This is a genomic window from Dysgonomonas sp. Shenzhen-Wh21 (assembly GCF_043392705.1).
GTDB lineage: Bacteria > Bacteroidota > Bacteroidia > Bacteroidales > Dysgonomonadaceae > Dysgonomonas.
In genome coordinates this window covers 1-17,642 of record NZ_JAIXHZ010000156.1, presented here as the reverse complement: position 1 = coordinate 17,642, position 17,642 = coordinate 1, and the positions used below count along the sequence as shown (strand labels likewise).

Below are 17,642 nucleotides of genomic sequence, written 5' to 3'. Positions count from 1 at the left end.
CTTAATTATTGAAAAATACATTATAAGGAAAAAAAACAAAGAGGGGCACTTACTATACGTAATAAGTACCCCTCTTTTGTAAGCTTGTTTAGGTCTTTCAAAGCAAAACGACTTGCAAGTCGTCCTTTAATTCGTTAAACGCAATTTTCCCTTCTCTGGCTAACCAGCCAAGAGCTGCATACATGTCTTTTTCTGTAAGTTTGCAGGCTTTCTTGATTTCCTTTAAAGATTTACTACCTTCCGCATCAAGATAAGTCCAAATGATTCCTGCATTTGTTCCAATTTTTTCTTTCATAATGGGTGTAAGTTAAAAAATTAAACTCATCATTAATTATCACTTACAAAAATACATAAAATTAACTACCCCAACAATTTAATATTACATTTATTAGCAAATAGATAATATTATGACAAAGTAGTTAAAGGGATCATTTATTTGGATTTTAACCAAATTCTTGTAGTTTTGTGATAAAAATAATTGCCTTGCGTTTTTTTAGTCTGCATAAGAGAAAGGAGTATAGTGACGAAGAGCTTTTGTCACTTTTTAAGGATACGAGTAAAGCTGAATACTTCCAACAGCTTTACGAACGCTACATACCTCTCATCTATGGGTTGTGCCTGAAGTATCTGCAAAACACAGAACAATCGCAAGACGCTGTAATAGATATTTTTGAGAATCTTTCACAGAAAATACAGGGCTATGAAATAAAGATTTTCAAGAACTGGCTGTATAGTGTTGTTAAAAATCACTGTTTTCACATTTTAAAAGAAAATAAAAGAGAAATTATAGTAAATTTCGACTCTCAACTTATGGAATCTGAACCTATTTTGGATCTATTAAGCGAGAATGCGAATGAAGATAAAGAAGATGCATTGAACAAATGCTTGGAGCAGCTTCCCGAGCCTCAGCGCATATCTGTGGAGAAGTTCTTCTACGAAGACAAATCCTATGCTGAGATTGTGGATGAAACTGGATTTCATCTGAAGAGTGTAAAAAGCTATATACAAAACGGAAAAAGGAATTTAAAAATCTGCATTGAGAAAAACCTGAAAGAATGAATTTTTTAGATTACATAAAAGGACAAAGGAAAGGCGTTGATGCTCATCGGATCGAAAAAGATTCGATGAAAGATCCGTTTATGTATGAGGCAATAGAAGGTTTCGACAGTATCGACGATGATCACTTGGCAAGTATCAACAATATACACGAACGCCTGAATGCCAAAACAAAAACAATCAAGAAACATCATCCTATATGGCAAAGTATAGCGGCGGCAGCTGTTGTAATTTTTGCTATAGTCGGATATATGATTATCGGATACCATGAGTCTAACGACCTACAGGCACAAGATAAAGGCTTTAGCTCTATTATCAACATATACGTGCCTGAAGAATACTATGTAGAGAATATAGTTGTAATAGCAAAACATAATACCGAAGCAACCAAAACATATAAGCCCAACATAAGCAAGTTCAGATTAGACAAAGAGGAGTCTATCAATACCGAAGCTCTGACTGTACTATCCGAGCAAGAGGACAATGGCATGATAGAGGTTTATGCACCCGAGAACTTCAGAGACGAAGCAAATACTTCTCTTACGACAAAGAAGGGGAAACCTGAGCCAATAGGTGGATATGACAGATATAATGCTTACTTAAAAACGGCAATGCGCCGACCTACCGACGATTCGTGCAAAGACAGGAAAGGTAAAGTAGCCATTGAATTCTCGGTTGACGAACAAGGACGCCCATATCTATTTGAAGTAAAACAAAGTCTTTGCGGAACTTGTGACAATGAAGCCATTCGCCTGATACAAAACGGAGCCAAATGGACTACTGGTACTGAGCGTGTTATGGTGAGGGTAATGTTCTAATCTTTCTTTTCGAGCAAATCAGGGCGCAAACGTTCGGTGCGCTCCATAGCTTGCTGCAAGCGCCATTCATCCACCTTAGCCTGATGACCCGACAACAAAATATCAGGTACACGCCAACCCTTATATTCTGCAGGACGTGTATAAACAGGAGGAGCCAGTAAATTATCCTGAAAAGAATCGGACAAAGCCGATTGCTCATCTCCTATTGCGCCGGGTAAAAGTCGAACAATGGCATCAGCCATCACAGCAGCAGCCAATTCTCCTCCCGTAAGAACATAATCACCTATAGATATTTCACGGGTTATCAGATGTTCGCGCACGCGATAGTCGATACCTTTGTAATGCCCACACAGGATAATTATATTGTTATACGACGACATTTGGTTTGCTATTTTCTGATCAAATACTTCTCCATCCGGTGAAGTATAGATCACTTCATCGTAAATTCGCTGTTCCTTTAATGCTGAGATAGCATTATCGATCGGTTCTATCTGCATTACCATGCCTGCTTCGCCTCCGAAAGGATAATCATCCACACGTCGATGTTTGTTCGTTGTATAATCACGAAGATTGTGAACAACTATCTCTACTAAGCTTTTGTCTTGAGCTCTCTTAAGAATAGAACAATCCAAAAGACCTGTAAACATTTCAGGCAAAACACTTATTATATCTATGCGCATACTTATAGTAAAATGAATTGCAAAGGTAGAGTTTTCTTTCAATTAATAAATAAGAGCCCGGGATATAACTAAAAAGGTGACAAACACGCAAAACAACACAACACAGACAATCAATACATTACAAACAAAAGGTGACAAAAGTGACACTTTTTAAGTTGTTTTTATTTGTCACTTTTTCTTCTTTCGAAGAAGTCAATAATAATGAATACTATACGTTGTTCTCATGCTTTAGGAACGAAGCAAGAAACTCCGTATTACTCTTTTTACTCTGAGGTTAAAAAGAATAGATGGGAACGAATGCGAGAACAATTCGTTTTTATGAACTAATAAATCAAAGAGCGTTTATAATAGATAATCTTTTTCATATAAATTATAAGCTCTCATTATTACTTTTCTTCCTATACCGTAGTTTAAATTACACTCAACCGCTTATTCCTTTTGTTCTAATATTTGTAGCCACTATAGCCGACAAAATGAGGGCTACTCCTAGCCAGCGAAGTGCATCTACCGATTCTTGCAATATAAATGCCGAAGATGATATTGCGACAGGCAACTCGACAGCACTAAGGATTGCACCTATAGAGACACCCACACGGGGCATACCCATCGAAAAGAAAAGAGGAGGAACCACCGTACCCAACAGAGCCAACGCCAGCCCCCAAAAGACCAATCCACCAAAATATATACCATTAAAGAAGAATAATGGAGGAAAAATTATCCATGTAATAACACACGATCCAGTAATCATCAACGCACTCTTTTTCAGTACAGGCAGATCGTTACCTACACGTCCACTTGTCATCAAGAAAATAGCATAACTAGTGGCCGCCAGCAACCCGAAAATGACTCCTTTCAGGTTCAACATGATCTCCTGACTAAATATTCCACCGGCAAGCAGTGTCCCTATCAAAACAATACCAAGTAGAAGCAATTGCTTACGTCCGGGTTTCTTCCCGAAAACGACAGCTTCTATCAGCATACTTATCCACAGATATTGCATCAGCAATATAATAGCGACCGATGCAGGCAATAGTTTCACACATTGGTAATAGAATATACCAACCAGCCCCGTAAAGGTTCCGGCAACGACTATTTTCCACCATTTAGTATTAGGTTGAGTATTATAAATCGTTTCTTTTTTATCACCTTTCTTTACCGATTTGGAAATGAAATACAATAGCCATAAAATGACCATTCCCGAGAAAGATTGCGTTCCTGTGATTTCGCCGAGTGTGTAACCTTCGGCATATGCAAATTTTACGATAGTGGAAAGTAGTCCGAAGCTTGCCGCTCCAATAAACACTAACAATCCGCCTTTTATTCTTTGATCCATTATTTATGTTAAGTTCTAAATCATTATACCTCAGAGGTAAGCACAAAAAAAAGGAATACCCTTTTTCGGATACCCCCTCCATTTACATTTTCGTTCGCATACAACAAATTCAAGAATTATTATATACGCTTTGGTACTGCAAAATTACAATATTTTTTTCTTCATGCAAAACACGTTGGAAAGTTTATATATTTCTTTACAACAAGAAACTACGCCTTTTATGCTCTACTCTTCCTATTTCTCCTTTTTATGGAACATATTCCCTGTAGCCTGTGCCGTAGGCATCACCAGCATATCCTGAATATCCACATGCGGAGGTTGTGATATGGCAAAATAAACAGATTCCGCAATATCGTCGGCAACCAGATTCTCATAACCTGTATATACCTGATCGGCACGACCTTTATCGCCTTTGAAGCGAACTAATGAGAATTCCGTTTCTACAGCTCCGGGACAAATCTGAGTTACTCGAATATTATAAGGTAGCAAATCCATACGCATACCCTGATGCAATGCATTCACTGCATACTTAGTCGCACAATATACAGCACCATTCGGATAAACTGCCTTCCCGGCAATAGACCCTATATTGATTATATGCCCTGAGCAACGTTCTACCATAGCCGGAGTAACCACCCGAGTAACATATAACAAACCTTTGACATTTGTATCTATCATTCTTTCCCAGTCGTCAACTTCACCTTTGTAAATTGGGTCTAACCCTACAGCAAGCCCCGCATTATTGACAAGGACATCGATATTTTTCCATTTTTCAGGAAGGTTGCCCAAAGCAGCCTCTACCTCATTATATTTTCTTACATCAAAGCATAGAGGGAGAACCGTAGAACCATAGTTTATGCTTATTTCTTTATCCAGTTCTTCTAATTTATCCTTTCTTCGTCCGGTAATAATAAGGTTGTACCCTTCCTTGCCCAGCCGCAAAGCGATTGCTTTGCCCAAACCGGATGTAGCACCGGTTATTAATGCTATTTTTTTCATTTGAGTTTATTTAATCCAAACATTCAATATTTCACCGATATACATTTTATGATATCCGCTTTTACTCCAATCTTTATTCGGTAAAGATTTATCAACTACAGCTTCGGGCGTAATTGGCTGCGCTACTATTTTCTTACATTCAAAGATCATCCAAGCTTCAGCAAATGCCGTAGCACCTGATGGAGTTTTGATAGGTGTCAACCCCGATCCTTTTATTTTATCTGTAGTACGACCACTTACCGAACCGCAATACCGCAAAGCATCTTTATACGCTTCAGTGTAAAACGATATTGTATAGGTCTCACCTTTATCCATTGTTTGTACCGAGTAGCGTGAAGGATTGAGGAAACAGAATGAGACCGGCTTTTCCCAGAAAGCACCAAGTCCGCCCCACGAGGCAGTCATCACATTCATTTGATCGGCTGTACCCGAAGTGATCAATGTCCAATCTCCTAACAGTTTAATAATATTGCCCGGTATTTTATCGGGAGTTATCTGCCTGAATCCATTCATTGTAGCAACCGCACCTCCGGCAATCGTTTGCGAGGCATTATTAGATGTTATCGGAATCGATGCAGCAACCTGAACAGGATCGGTTATAGATTGAGCGACTACAGGCACTTCTACCGGACTTTCTTTTTGAGGTACTGCAGGAGCTGAATATGTTTTCGCCTCTGCTTGCAGTGAGGTTGTTGCACCTGTTGTATTAATACCGTTCAGATAAATGTCTATAGATTTGTATATGCTGTTTACAGAATCTACAGTATGCATTCTGAATTTATCATAATAGCGATTTAGTTTATCTCCTTTTTTGTTGAGCGCTATTTTGTCAGAGATCATCTCCTCAGCCGGAAGCAGTTTCTTACTATCAGAATAGCTATATTTTATATTCCTCAACGTTACTTCGCATGCTCCATCTTTCGTTTCCAAAATCAACTGATAAATCATCTTAGCTCGATCAAGCACAAGAGAACTTCGCTTAAACTCAAGATATTTCTCTCCAAAACATGCGATCATTTTATCATCAGCCTTACTTAGCAGAACCCGATTATTCAAATCTTTCTCATCAGTCTGTACATTATCATAGTTGTTTATTGTCCATTTTTGCATCAATGAAAAAAGCTGTTCGTCGGAGATTTGCCCCTTTACAGGTATCTTCTTCGAAAAAACAATCTTACCGTCCACTTCGGGGACAGCTCCTACTAGATATTTCGGGTTGTCTTGTGCACTTACTACCAACGAGAACACTGCACATAAAAAAAACAGAAGACTATTTTTCATTTTATCAGAGTTATTATGTTATATACCATAAAAGTAGTATAATTTCAGAAACAAGACAATAGAATATTAAAACAAAAAAAATGGTATCGACCGATTACTGTTGATACCATTTTCGTCTATATTTATTATTTTCTTTAGAAATTATATGCAACGCCTATACCTAGCATTTCTTTGAACTGCACCTTCGGTCCTTTTTTTATTTCTGTACCGTCATCTGCTTTTTCTATAATCTTCACGTCATCGTCGTATTTGAGTGTTGTATTGATCGATGCCGACAAGAATTTATTAATCTTCATACTGAGCAGTAAGTCCCAGTTAACATCAACGTTACCAAATGATTTGTCGTACGCTGTAAAAAGATCCATAGTAGTTATCATCTGTACATTTTCCATTATTTTCTTTTGGACACGAGCTTTCACATATGTACCTAATTGGGCTTTAAACTTATCGCCCGGATCAACGCCAAAAGCACCTATACTAGACAGGTAGTCATCTTGTACAAATGTTAGTTTTCCGGCAAGAGGAGAAAAGTAAACCGAGTAGCTCTCATTAGGACGATACTCTAAACCCAATGAGATATTAGAATATGCGGGAGCAAAGAATTTTGAGATATAATATTCCTTATTCGGATAATTATATCCTTTATAAAACTGAGTTTTAAGGTCACCCATAATTGTATAATACCACTTATTGTTGGTAGAATATCCGAGCTGTGTTGTAAAATCGATCTTATCACTTACCTTCTGAGTTCCCTGTGTTTCGGTTCTGGTCAAGCCATAATCAAGAGCCAAAGCATTTGACCAAAGCCAATTTCCGCTTTTGCGATTCAATGTTCCATTGAGATAGAGATTTCCGGCGAAGGAACTCTCACCACCTGCAGACCAATTACTAAGAGAAGTTTGTGATAGATTGAATCCGGTAACACCTTTTAGGTTCCATTTGCCGTCTTCCAATTTGTTCTTGTCGTCCTGAGCTTTAACCGACATAAATGAGCCCGCAATAATAAATGCGATAAGTAAATATTTCATCATAAAAATTTAAATATTGTGTATATCGAAGCTGTTATCTTAATTTTAAGACATCTCCTTCGGTAGGAACATATTCAAAATCTTTTTTGTTCATTTTGTACAAGTTTTTCACCTTGATGCCATACAGCTGGGAAATACTATACATAGACTCTCCCACCTGAACTTCGTGCTCATAATATGGTTTATCGGCTTTCGATTTTTTCTTCTCAAAATAGACCAAATCACCTGCCTTTAAAGGAAAGCCTTCGGGTACTTCATTGTATTTATACAAATCTTTTGGCTTAAAATCAAATTCGCCCGCAATACCCTCGTACGTATCACCGGCCTCTGCTATCACATAAACCAAATTATGTGTTTTATAAGGAATATGACGATATTCCTTATTTCTTACCTGAGTTTCTTCTATTTCTCTTATCTTCTCTTTGGAGAATCCTCTTTTATCGTGTTGGTAAAGTTCATAATCTTCAATTAGCTTTATCAGTTTGTTCGCATAAGCTTTATCAGTTGCATACCCTGCTTGCTGCAATCCTTTTGCCCATCCTCTATAATCAGTAATTTCCAAAGCAAACAGGCTTTTATATCGTGGTTTATCGGCTAGAAATCTCGAATGATCTTCAAATGAATCTTCAGCTCTTTTATATTTCCTGAAACAATCATTCGGGGTATCATCCGCTTGATAGACCTTTCCTCCTGTCCAATCGTTGTGACACTTAATACCAAAGTGATTATTCGAATTTTTAGTCAAAGCACTTTTACCCGCACCTGATTCTAACAACCCCTGAGCGAGCGTTATACTTGCCGGAATTTTATATTTTCTCATGTGATCTACAGCTATGCCTTTGTAAGTCTCAATATACTCTTCGTATATCTTGTATCGTTTTGCCTGAGAATAGGCGGATGTAGTAGACAGAAAAACAAGTACAGAAAGGATAATAAATTTGAGAGATATATCCGAGCTATTTGCTTTTTTCATATATTTAGAAGTATTTTATTTGTAACAGTAATAAAATGGAAAATTTAAATTTAACAACAAAGATACTCGTTTACACCTTTGAAGAGGCTACCGAAAGTATAAAAAAACTTATAATAGAGGCTAAAGCGGTTGCGGAAAAAGCATATGCGCCCTACTCAGGCTTTCATGTAGGAGCGGCAGTTCTTCTTTCCAATGGAAAAATTGTTACGGGCAACAATCAGGAAAATGCGGCTTACCCTTCAGGGTTATGTGCCGAACGGGTTGCTATGTTTTATGCAAACGCACAATATCCGGAGGCTTCGGTGGAAGCGATTGCGGTGGCAGCTTGTCATGACGGAGCCTTTACAGCAAACCCTTGTAGCCCGTGTGGCGGTTGCAGACAAGTTTTGCTAGAAACAGAGAACAGATACAATTCTCCAATGAGAGTAATATTGTATGGCGAAAGTAAAATCTATGAATTAAAATCTGCCAAAACACTTCTTCCTGTAGGATTTGGAAAGGAATCGCTAGACGACTAATTTATAACATTGTTTTATGGTCTTTTAAAGCCTTTGTCAACTCTTTTGCTTTATCATCCGATACTTTATCCAGCAATTGCCAAAAACGTTCTCCATGATTCATTTCTACCGTATGGCATAGTTCGTGTAAGATTACAAAATCCACAAGGTATTCAGGTAAGAGCATACAGTAAAACGACAGGTTTATTGTCTTCTTTGATGAACAGCTTCCCCATCGGGTACGACTTTTATTAATCTTTACTTCGGTATATTTAAAACCGTACCTTTCTGCAAACAATTTTACTTTTGCCGGAAAGAGCCTGTTTGCCTCATAGCGAAGAGCTTTTTCTACAAAGCTTTTTATTGTCGATTGAACCGTTGAGTCATTGTAGTCTGTACCAGCCGGACATGAGATGGATAGCACCCCTTCTTTCAGACTCATATAATAATTTTTGGTCGATGTTCCGGTAATCAGCTTCAAGGTAAAACTAAAGGTCTTAAATTCTATATCGGGAGTGAAAAGTATGCGGGTAGTTTGTTTTTCTACTAACAACATCAGACGAGGCTTCATATCACGAATGGTCTTCTCTACAAAAGACATACTTACTGATGGTGGATATGTAAGTTGCAGATAACCATCTTTTTTTCGAACGATTATCCTCTTGGCTCTTGCATTCTTAACAAGCCTTATTTCTCCCAGATCTTTATCTACAATAACCATCAGAAATGATATAAAAAAAGCTTAACCCAAAAGCTAAGCTTTATATTTTATTTGCTTCAAACCTATTTGGCTTTATGATTTTCCTTTATAAACGCTTCTAATGCAGCCGTCATAGATGGCATACCGGGAAGCGGAGCTTCACAATCAAGCCTCAAGCCCGCATCGCGAACAGCTTTTGCTGTAGCGGTACCAAAACAGCCAATAGCCCTCTCTCCTTGTTCGAAATTAGGCACGTTCTTAAATAAAGAAACAATACCGGCCGGAGTAAAAAATATCATCATATCGTAAGATAATATCTCAGACTCGGTTATTTCATTACTCACAGTTCTGTACATAACTGATTTTGTGTAATCAACTTTTTTCTCGTCCAATACTGCCGTAAGGTCTTCTGTATGTACATCCGAGACAGGTACAATAAATTTTTCTTTGTTATGTTTTGTTAAAGCTGTTGCCAGACCATCCATCTTACCTGTTGCACTAAAGAATATCTTACGCTTTCTGTAAACAATATATTTTTGCAGATACAAAGCGACTGCTTCTGATATACAAAAATATTTCATTGTTTCGGGCATTGTTACTCTAAGTTCCTCACAGAGAGAGAAGAAATGATCTATTGCAATCCTTGCTGTAAAAACGACTGCTGTATAATCTTGTATATTAATACGCTGTTGCCTAAACTCCTTTACGTCAATTCCATCTACACGAATAAACGGACGAAAATCCATTTGCACATGATATTTCTCGGCAATATCAAAGTAAGGCGATTTCTCTGTTGTCGGAGCAGGTTGAGAGATTAATATCTTCTTTACTTTCAAGGTCATAATAGTGTGTTAAATACGTCGGTTCTATATAATTGAATCAATCCTATCGCTAAATACACATAAGGTAATATTTCAAAGGTGCAAAGGTAGGCAATCAAATACAAAAAGTTAAATTTTTGACCAATAAAAAAGACTATTATTTGATAAAAAAGTGTTATTTGAACAATTAAGAAGAGTATTAATATAAGTATTAATATCTCAGTATGATAAAAATTAGAATAAATCAAGAGCAACGTAGGCAAAAAATATAGTATCCCCAGCACCTCGATAGACACCATATGCATTCTTCGCCACGAATTCATCGCTTTCTTCTGATTAAAGATATAACCTATCAGTTTGTAAATAAAATCTTTAATTCCAAAAAACAAAGCTATGGCGACGATAAATGTGACAATAGTCAGAAAAGCCTTACTATTGCTTTGCACAGAAGATTCATACTCTACAAAAACATCATAAATACATATTGCAGACAAAACAACAGATTGAAAAATAAGGATATAACTATATATCATTTCCCTAGAAGTCGTCTGATTATGTATCCTCGAAGCCTTTACAGGAGTAAAGAGGTAGGAAATACTTTCTTTCAAGAAAGATAACCCGCCACTATATATATATGTAAAAAGAAATAAGCATAAAAGCAACAGGCAGAAAATTCCATCTACTTGTTCCAGATTGAAAGGCAGAAGATCGCCGGAATATCTTACAACATCGCGAATGCTATCCTGATGAGCAGAATATAATTGTTTGTTAGTCATATTCACAATCTCACCTTCTACAGGATTTAATGAAAAACGATGAATATAGACAGTATCCTGCAACAAGACACTATCTTTCATTACACCTATGTATGGTACTGTATCGTTAATCAAAGCTCTTATATACTTGAAAGCACATACTTGCTCTATTGCAGAACATGTATGTGCTATATTATTATATTACAGATTAAACTCTTTTTTTATCACATCTACATAATCTAACTTCTCCCATGTAAACAACTCTACTTCGCGAGTTATTCCCTGAGGATTGTAGCGTGATTGAAAATGTTTAGTTACGATTTCCGGCTCACGACCCATATGCCCATAAGCAGCAGTCTCAGCATAGATAGGATTGCGTAATTTCAGGCGTTGCTCGATTGCTTTTGGTCGCATGTCGAACAATTTCTCTACTTTCACGGCTATCTCTCCATCCGAAAGATTTACTGTACCCTTACCATATGTATTTACATAAATATTCATAGGCTTGGCAACACCAATTGCATACGATACCTGAACAAGTATTTCGGAAGACACACCGGCAGCAACAAGGTTTTTTGCAATATGACGTGCCGCATAAGCAGCCGAACGGTCTACTTTTGAAGGATCTTTACCCGAAAAAGCACCACCGCCATGCGCACCTTTACCTCCGTAAGTATCAACTATGATTTTACGTCCAGTCAGGCCGGTATCTCCATGAGGCCCTCCTATAACAAAACGTCCGGTAGGGTTTACATGATAAGTAATATCAGTTGTAAAGAGCTTCGTAATATCATCTCTGAACTTATACTTCTCCTTCACACGAGGTATAAGGATATTGATCACATCTTCTTTTATTTTAGCTTGCATTGCCTCGTCGTCAGTAAAATCATCATGCTGAGTAGAAATAACGATTGTATCTATTCTCAAAGGCGTGCCGTTGTCATCATACTCGATCGTTACCTGCGATTTGGCATCAGGACGAAGGTATGGCATCAAATGCAATTCATTTTTGCGTATAACGGCTAATTCTCTCAACAATGCATGAGACAAGTCTAGTGCTAATGGCATATAATTGTCTGTTTCGTTTGTTGCGTAGCCAAACATCATACCCTGATCTCCCGCTCCCTGATCCATCGGATCGGATTTGCCATCAACACCTCTGTTGATATCATCGGATTGCTCATGTATGGCAGACAGCACCCCGCAAGATTGAGCCTCAAACTGGTATTCACTTTTAGTATACCCTATACGCTCGATCACTTTACGTGCCGTTTCGGGAATATCGATATATGCTTTTGATTTTACTTCTCCTGCCAAAACCACCTGCCCGGTAGTTACCAATGTTTCGCATGCGACCTTCGAATCAGCATCATAGGCCAAGAATTCGTCCAATAAGGAGTCTGATATCTGATCTGCCACTTTATCAGGGTGACCTTCTGATACAGATTCAGATGTAAATAAATAACTCATAAATATTGTTTTATTGTAATAAAAACAGGAAGATATGTATTATAATGCAGTGCAGAAAATGGTTTAGCATTTTTTCATGTGGTTGCAATCAATACAAATCTATCCACTTAATTGAGTGCAAAGATACATCTTTTTCTCAATTTAAAATTATTCTATATAAAAAAACAGCCTGTATCAAAATTGGTACAGGCTGTTTTTCATATTTTATATCTACTTATTTACTTGCCGTTAGCAAATTCAAATAAAGCTTTACCATTTGCATTTTCAGGATCTAGTTCAAGAACCTTTTCTGCATATAGTTTTACATTTGCTTTATCATCAGCCTTTTTGCTTTTCTCGAACTGTAAATAATAATAGTAGCTCAAATAGCTATATGCTTCTATCAATATTTTGCTGCTTGGTTCCGGATCAGCCAACAGAACTTTAATTGTTTCTTCATAGAATGGTTTTGCCAACCCTTGCTCCGAGTCCGGGTCCATCTGATAGTTTGTACGTGCTCTCTGATAGAATCCTAAATAACTATCTGGCTTACGTTCTGCAACTACAGCAAAAGCTGCATCTGCTTGTTTGTATAGCGCAATAGATTGTTCTTTTACTTGCTCCGGAGTTAACGATTTATCAGATTCAACTTTAGATGCTGCAGATAGATAGTAACTACCTAATTGATAATAATCAGTAGCTTCTGCTCTTTCTCCAAGCATCTGGATGTATTCTTTGTAATAATTAGCCGCTTCAGCGTACATCTGATCTTTGGCAGAAGCTGTAGCGATCTCTTTAAACAAGCTTACTTTGCTAGGATCTAATTTTATAGCTTTCTGATATTGCTCTATAGCCTTAGCTTTATTGCCTGTTTCAGATAGTATATTTCCATAAGCCATATAGTCTGAAACCAAATATTTCACTGTATCAACCTCAGATCTAGGTATACTGAAGAACTTGTCTCCTGCAGCTAAACCGTCCTGATAGTTTTTTGTTTCATTTTCGATATACATCAACAAACGATTCAACACGAAGCTGTTTGGTTCGCGTTTCAAACCTTCATTAATCAGATTCTTTGCACCTGAATATCCTTGTGTAAAGTACTCTGATGCAGCATAACGAGTAATATCATCTACGGTGTAATCGCCACCCTTGAAGAATTCTTTGTATGCAGCAATAGCATCCGGATAAAAACCGTCTCTGTAATACAAGTCAGCAAGGTCTTTGTAAGCAATCTTATATTCAGGTTTGATTTCTATCGCTTTTTTCAACAAATCGGCTGCTGTATTACGATTAATATATTCATATACCTTAGCACCTTTCATATAAGCCAATACACAGTTAGGGTCAAAGTTGATAGCCTGATCATATTGACCTGCTGCTCCGCCCGGATTGTTTTCTTTGGCTAACATATCTCCTTCGAGAATGTATGAATATGGTGATTTCTTATCTGCCTTCTTAGCTTCAGCAATCATCAAAGTGGCTTTGTCTTTCATGCCATTATCAAAATATGCTTTTGCGATTGCTAAAAGAACAGTTACATTCTTTTTATTCTTTTTTTGAACTTCTTTTAATTGATCTTCTGCAACCTTAGGGTTTGACTTTAATTGTAATTTAGCTAATCCTACAGCACCAAGACCTAGTTCAGTAGTTGCTGCCGCACTTTGCTCAAACTGAGACTTAGCTTCAGTCAAGTTATTTTCCAGAATTGCAATTTCTCCCAGATAATAATGAGATTCTTCAGGATTCTGTCCTACGTTTTTAGTAAAATATTCTTTCGCTAGTTTGGTTTCACCAAGGCTCAGATAATCTGCTCCCGGGCTATTTTGCGCAAATGCCGACAAGCTTATCGCTAAGCTCAAAAATGCGCTCACTAAATACTTCATTTTCATCTTCTATACTATTTTTATTAATATTTATTTATATGTGACAGATATCAGGCCTATCCTAAAATGTTGGGTTTGCTCTTACCAGTCTGGTAGGTACATTTGCGGGATAGAGCCCGGCCTTGAGTATAATACGTTGTCCTTTCTCTCCTGCAGCAAAGGTAACAAAACCTGAAGGTAATCCACCTTTGACATCTGAGATTATAATAAAAATATCTCTCGTTAGCGGATATTTTTTTAAGACTAAATATGCGGCAAATGGTTTAAAACTGTTTTCCTCAGTGGCTTTATCTTCTGAGCTTACCGACATAACATTTATACTATTAATAAAGCTTAAATTTTTAGGATCGGATGGATTACTAATCCAATTTACACCGATAACACCTATTGCATTAGGAACAGCAGCAACATAATCTATCACTTGCTGATTGGGTGTACGTTCTTGCAGATTGACATTTTTAACGCTGTCTGCCGATCTCGCTTTCACATTCTGACTAAGAGGCTCGCCTCCACAGATCGAATCTTTTATAAATCTGACAGTACTGGAATTAGGGCTATCGAATACGACCGATATTTCACCCAGTTTAGATTTCGGATTTATCTCCTTCCAATCCTTAATCTTCCCTGTCATTATTTTTTTTATATCAGACACTGTAATCAAAGTGTCCATATTTTCTTTGTTTACAATAAGGGCAATACCATCAATAGCAAGCCGCTGTGTACGTGGTGCTTGTTTGCGTTCTTTTATAATTTGTGTTTCGTTGGCAGTAAGTTGTCGTGTAGCAATTATTACACGCAAGCTATCTTTCATAAATAAATTAAATGCCTCATTCTCACTGGTAAATATGGGAATAACCAGAGCTTCGTGATTTAAAGCTCCAAAAACATCAACCTGTTCTTGTATTACAGGAGCAAAGCATTCATCAACAGCTATCTCAGCTATACCACTTGTGGGCGTATCTGTTCGTGTTATCTTTCTCTGGTCGCTACAAGAGAAGAGAAAGATAAAAGCAAAAATACATACAATAAGACTAAGATTTTTCATAACAAAAAACAGATAATTCGTTTAAAATTGTTTCCATGCACGGTATCCTCTGAATATGCCGTACAAAAACAACAGCACACCCATGGCCACACGAAGTAAGATATGTACATTCTCAAAAATAGGGGTAAATACCATCAAAACTGACACACATAGATAAAACAATATCATAAATATACCAAATATTGCTTTTCCCGATATTTTTTTTCCTTCTTTCATACCTTTTTTTATTGGAAAAAGAAGAGAAGATGTGTCTTTCATACTCCAACTTCTCTTCTTTACTAAGTCTTATTTACAATTTTTTTATAAAAATCTCAATAGATATTCACTTTTACTGTTTCAAACGGAATACGATAGGGAGAGTAAAGTACACAGGTACATTCAATCCATTTTGTTTTCCCGGTATCCATTTCGGCATCGATTTAACCACACGTACAGCTTCTTTGTCGCACGATGGGTCGATACCACGAATTACGTTTACATCTTCAATTGCTCCTGTTTTAGAAACAACGAAACGTACTGTTACACGTCCTTGAATACCTGATTCTTGAGCCACTACCGGATATTTGAGGTTGGAAGCAATATACTTTTGCATTTCCATCTCGCCTCCGGGGAAAGTAGGCATCTGTTCTACAGTAACGAAAGGTTTTTCAACGGCAGGTTTTTCTTCTACTATCACCTTGTGTTCTCTCAACTCAGCGATATCGACACCTGTCTTATCATTTGTACCTTTCACGTCAGCCACCGAAATTTGGATTTTAGTTTCCTGAATTTCATCCTGTGACTTCATTTGCTGATCGTCACGCACCTCATCGTCTTTTGCAATCTTAGGAGGCACAAACTTCACTGTTGTTTTCAACGGTGGAGGCGGCGGAGCAGTTTCTTGTTTAATCTTATTCTCTTCCGGAATTTCTTGTTCTACCGGAATATTAGATAACTCGAAAGTGTCTTCCATTGGTCCAGTATTGCCTTGTGTTAGATTCTTTACCACTGATACCAGACTCGGTAAAGCCGACACAAATATTGCAACAGCAAGGATTACTAAAAACGCAACGATATGTCTCTTCGATGATGATTGACGTAGCTTGTAAGCTCCATAGTTTTTATTCTTACCTTCAAAAACTACATCACACCATTCGGAGGAATTCAATTTTATATCTTTTCCCATAATTTTACTCCTTTCTTAATGTGATTAATTTTTTGGTGGTGCAGCACTAGCGCCATAAGCCCCTTTACTTTTCAGGTTCTCAAGCAAGAATTGGTCACCCTCAGTCATATCCACAATTGCATATTTTGCAATACTGCAAATCTGCATTTCATCAAGAGCATCAACAAGATTTTTATAACTAGCTTCGGATGTAGGTTTAATAACCACTACTTGTCCATCCTTGTCATCTTTTATTTCTTTTGATCTTGTCTTAAATTCTTCCTCTGACATTTTATTCTTCTTCTCAAATTTTTCCTGTCTCAATTCCCTCATCTTTGCTACAATAGGGGCATTGCGTTCCAGTAATATTTTACGAAGTCCTTCAGGGGAATAATCAGTTTCTTTCAAGGTAGTATAGTCACTATAGTTAGGTATACCTGTATAGTAATATACTTTATTGTCTTCTCCTAGAATCAAAGTAATAGCTTTAGACTCCTTGACCTTCACTTCATCCTCTTCAGTAAGTTTCTGATCTGTAGGCATCGCAATATCCATGATTTGCGGTTTACTCAATGTTGTACAGAACATGAAGAATGTAATCAAGAGCATGTTCATATCCACCATCGGAGTAAAGTCTACTCTCAGGGTCTGTTTCTTGGGTTTACCTTTTTTCTCTTCTCCACCACCGGACTGTTGTACTTCTGCCATAATTTTTTCTTTTTTTAATGTTTAAATCATGTTTTATACGCCTTCCGGCATTCCCCTTAGAGATGTTATGAGGCTATAACGGTTTTCTTTCATCTTCACAAGACTTTTCAATACCTTATCCACCAATGGATAAGCTGTTGACTGGTCTGCTTTGATAGCAATACCCATATCATCGCCTCCAATTTCGCGTGCATGTTGTACCCAACGTGAAAACTGATCGTTTACACTGTCGGATGGCACACCCCACTTCTTTATCTCACTATCTTGAGTGCTCAATGGCATATCAAGGAAAGCAGCCATTCTGTTCATAGGCACACCAATGTGTGTTTGTTCTATGAAAGATCTAATCTGCTTATCGGTGAATGTAATACCATAATCTTGCCCCATCTTTTCCAATACCGCCTTTTTATTTTCTGGTTACCATTCTTTTTTTTTTTTTTCCTTATTGCAAAATCTCCTTTATATTCAT

At 37.4% G+C, this 17,642-nt stretch carries 20 protein-coding genes; 3 read left to right on the top strand and 17 right to left on the bottom strand.

The features are described from left to right. Positions 1-97: 97 nt before the first annotated feature. Entirely contained in the window at positions 98-295 is a 198-nt protein-coding gene (locus tag LDB17_RS10495; RefSeq protein ID WP_006842379.1) for a winged helix-turn-helix domain-containing protein, read from the bottom strand. 170 nt (positions 296-465) lie between these two features. Between LDB17_RS10495 and LDB17_RS10490 the strand changes: the two genes are divergently transcribed. Together LDB17_RS10490 and LDB17_RS10485 are read left to right on the top strand one after the other, a co-directional pair. Continuing rightward, positions 466-1,059 (top strand): sigma-70 family RNA polymerase sigma factor, encoded by a 594-nt coding sequence (locus tag LDB17_RS10490; protein WP_252637678.1) that lies wholly within the window; start codon positions 466-468, stop codon positions 1,057-1,059. After that, positions 1,056-1,874 (top strand): hypothetical protein, encoded by an 819-nt coding sequence (locus tag LDB17_RS10485; protein WP_252637677.1) that lies wholly within the window; start codon positions 1,056-1,058, stop codon positions 1,872-1,874. Before LDB17_RS10490 ends, LDB17_RS10485 begins: the two co-directional genes overlap by 4 nt. On the opposite strand, the gene trmD is transcribed toward LDB17_RS10485, so the two are convergent. The 6 genes from trmD to LDB17_RS10455 form a co-directional block, all read right to left on the bottom strand. Further along, positions 1,871-2,554 carry a tRNA (guanosine(37)-N1)-methyltransferase TrmD gene (trmD, locus tag LDB17_RS10480; protein ID WP_252637676.1) on the bottom strand — a complete coding sequence of 228 codons (684 nt, stop codon included), beginning with the start codon at positions 2,552-2,554 and terminating at the stop codon, positions 1,871-1,873. The genes LDB17_RS10485 and trmD overlap by 4 nt on opposite strands. 421 nt (positions 2,555-2,975) lie before the next feature. Continuing rightward, complete coding sequence (locus tag LDB17_RS10475; protein ID WP_252637675.1) at positions 2,976-3,887, bottom strand: DMT family transporter; 912 nt, start codon at positions 3,885-3,887, stop codon at positions 2,976-2,978. Positions 3,888-4,121: 234 nt separating this feature from the next. Continuing rightward, on the bottom strand, positions 4,122-4,886 hold the full coding sequence (locus tag LDB17_RS10470) for an SDR family oxidoreductase (protein ID WP_252637674.1): 765 nt from the start codon (positions 4,884-4,886) through the stop codon (positions 4,122-4,124). A gap of 6 nt (positions 4,887-4,892) precedes the next feature. Beyond that, positions 4,893-6,167 (bottom strand): DUF4468 domain-containing protein, encoded by a 1,275-nt coding sequence (locus LDB17_RS10465; RefSeq protein ID WP_252637673.1) that lies wholly within the window; start codon positions 6,165-6,167, stop codon positions 4,893-4,895. A gap of 134 nt (positions 6,168-6,301) precedes the next feature. After that, on the bottom strand, positions 6,302-7,195 hold the full coding sequence (locus tag LDB17_RS10460) for a DUF3078 domain-containing protein (protein WP_393925031.1): 894 nt from the start codon (positions 7,193-7,195) through the stop codon (positions 6,302-6,304). Between the two features lie 34 nt (positions 7,196-7,229). Continuing rightward, positions 7,230-8,168 (bottom strand): glucosaminidase domain-containing protein, encoded by a 939-nt coding sequence (locus LDB17_RS10455; protein ID WP_252637672.1) that lies wholly within the window; start codon positions 8,166-8,168, stop codon positions 7,230-7,232. A 35-nt stretch (positions 8,169-8,203) separates the two neighbouring features. On the opposite strand from LDB17_RS10455, the gene LDB17_RS10450 reads away from it, so the two are divergent. After that, positions 8,204-8,686 carry a cytidine deaminase gene (locus LDB17_RS10450; protein ID WP_252637671.1) on the top strand — a complete coding sequence of 161 codons (483 nt, stop codon included), beginning with the start codon at positions 8,204-8,206 and terminating at the stop codon, positions 8,684-8,686. Between the two features lies 1 nt (position 8,687). On the opposite strand, the gene LDB17_RS10445 is transcribed toward LDB17_RS10450, so the two are convergent. The 10 genes from LDB17_RS10445 to LDB17_RS10400 form a co-directional block, all read right to left on the bottom strand. Next, positions 8,688-9,386: a M48 family metallopeptidase gene (locus tag LDB17_RS10445; protein ID WP_252637670.1), complete on the bottom strand. Its 699-nt coding sequence runs from the start codon at positions 9,384-9,386 to the stop codon at positions 8,688-8,690. Between the two features lie 62 nt (positions 9,387-9,448). Further along, positions 9,449-10,207 (bottom strand): uroporphyrinogen-III synthase, encoded by a 759-nt coding sequence (locus LDB17_RS10440; RefSeq protein WP_252637669.1) that lies wholly within the window; start codon positions 10,205-10,207, stop codon positions 9,449-9,451. Next, a complete protein-coding gene (locus tag LDB17_RS10435; RefSeq protein ID WP_252637668.1) occupies positions 10,204-11,043 on the bottom strand; it encodes a DUF4271 domain-containing protein in 840 nt (279 codons plus the stop codon). Before LDB17_RS10435 ends, LDB17_RS10440 begins: the two co-directional genes overlap by 4 nt. 99 nt (positions 11,044-11,142) lie before the next feature. Further along, positions 11,143-12,411: a methionine adenosyltransferase gene (gene metK / locus LDB17_RS10430; protein WP_252637667.1), complete on the bottom strand. Its 1,269-nt coding sequence runs from the start codon at positions 12,409-12,411 to the stop codon at positions 11,143-11,145. Between the two features lie 218 nt (positions 12,412-12,629). After that, on the bottom strand, positions 12,630-14,282 hold the full coding sequence (locus tag LDB17_RS10425; RefSeq protein ID WP_135103769.1) for a lipopolysaccharide assembly protein LapB: 1,653 nt from the start codon (positions 14,280-14,282) through the stop codon (positions 12,630-12,632). 55 nt (positions 14,283-14,337) lie between these two features. After that, on the bottom strand, positions 14,338-15,321 hold the full coding sequence (locus LDB17_RS10420) for a PstS family phosphate ABC transporter substrate-binding protein (RefSeq protein ID WP_252637666.1): 984 nt from the start codon (positions 15,319-15,321) through the stop codon (positions 14,338-14,340). A 21-nt stretch (positions 15,322-15,342) separates the two neighbouring features. After that, complete coding sequence (locus LDB17_RS10415) at positions 15,343-15,537, bottom strand: hypothetical protein (protein ID WP_252637665.1); 195 nt, start codon at positions 15,535-15,537, stop codon at positions 15,343-15,345. Positions 15,538-15,649: 112 nt separating this feature from the next. Further along, positions 15,650-16,486 carry an energy transducer TonB gene (locus LDB17_RS10410; protein ID WP_006842363.1) on the bottom strand — a complete coding sequence of 279 codons (837 nt, stop codon included), beginning with the start codon at positions 16,484-16,486 and terminating at the stop codon, positions 15,650-15,652. Positions 16,487-16,510: 24 nt separating this feature from the next. Then, entirely contained in the window at positions 16,511-17,173 is a 663-nt protein-coding gene (locus LDB17_RS10405) for a biopolymer transporter ExbD (RefSeq protein ID WP_006842362.1), read from the bottom strand. A gap of 33 nt (positions 17,174-17,206) precedes the next feature. Next, entirely contained in the window at positions 17,207-17,560 is a 354-nt protein-coding gene (locus LDB17_RS10400) for a hypothetical protein (RefSeq protein WP_393925029.1), read from the bottom strand. Positions 17,561-17,642: the final 82 nt, after the last annotated feature.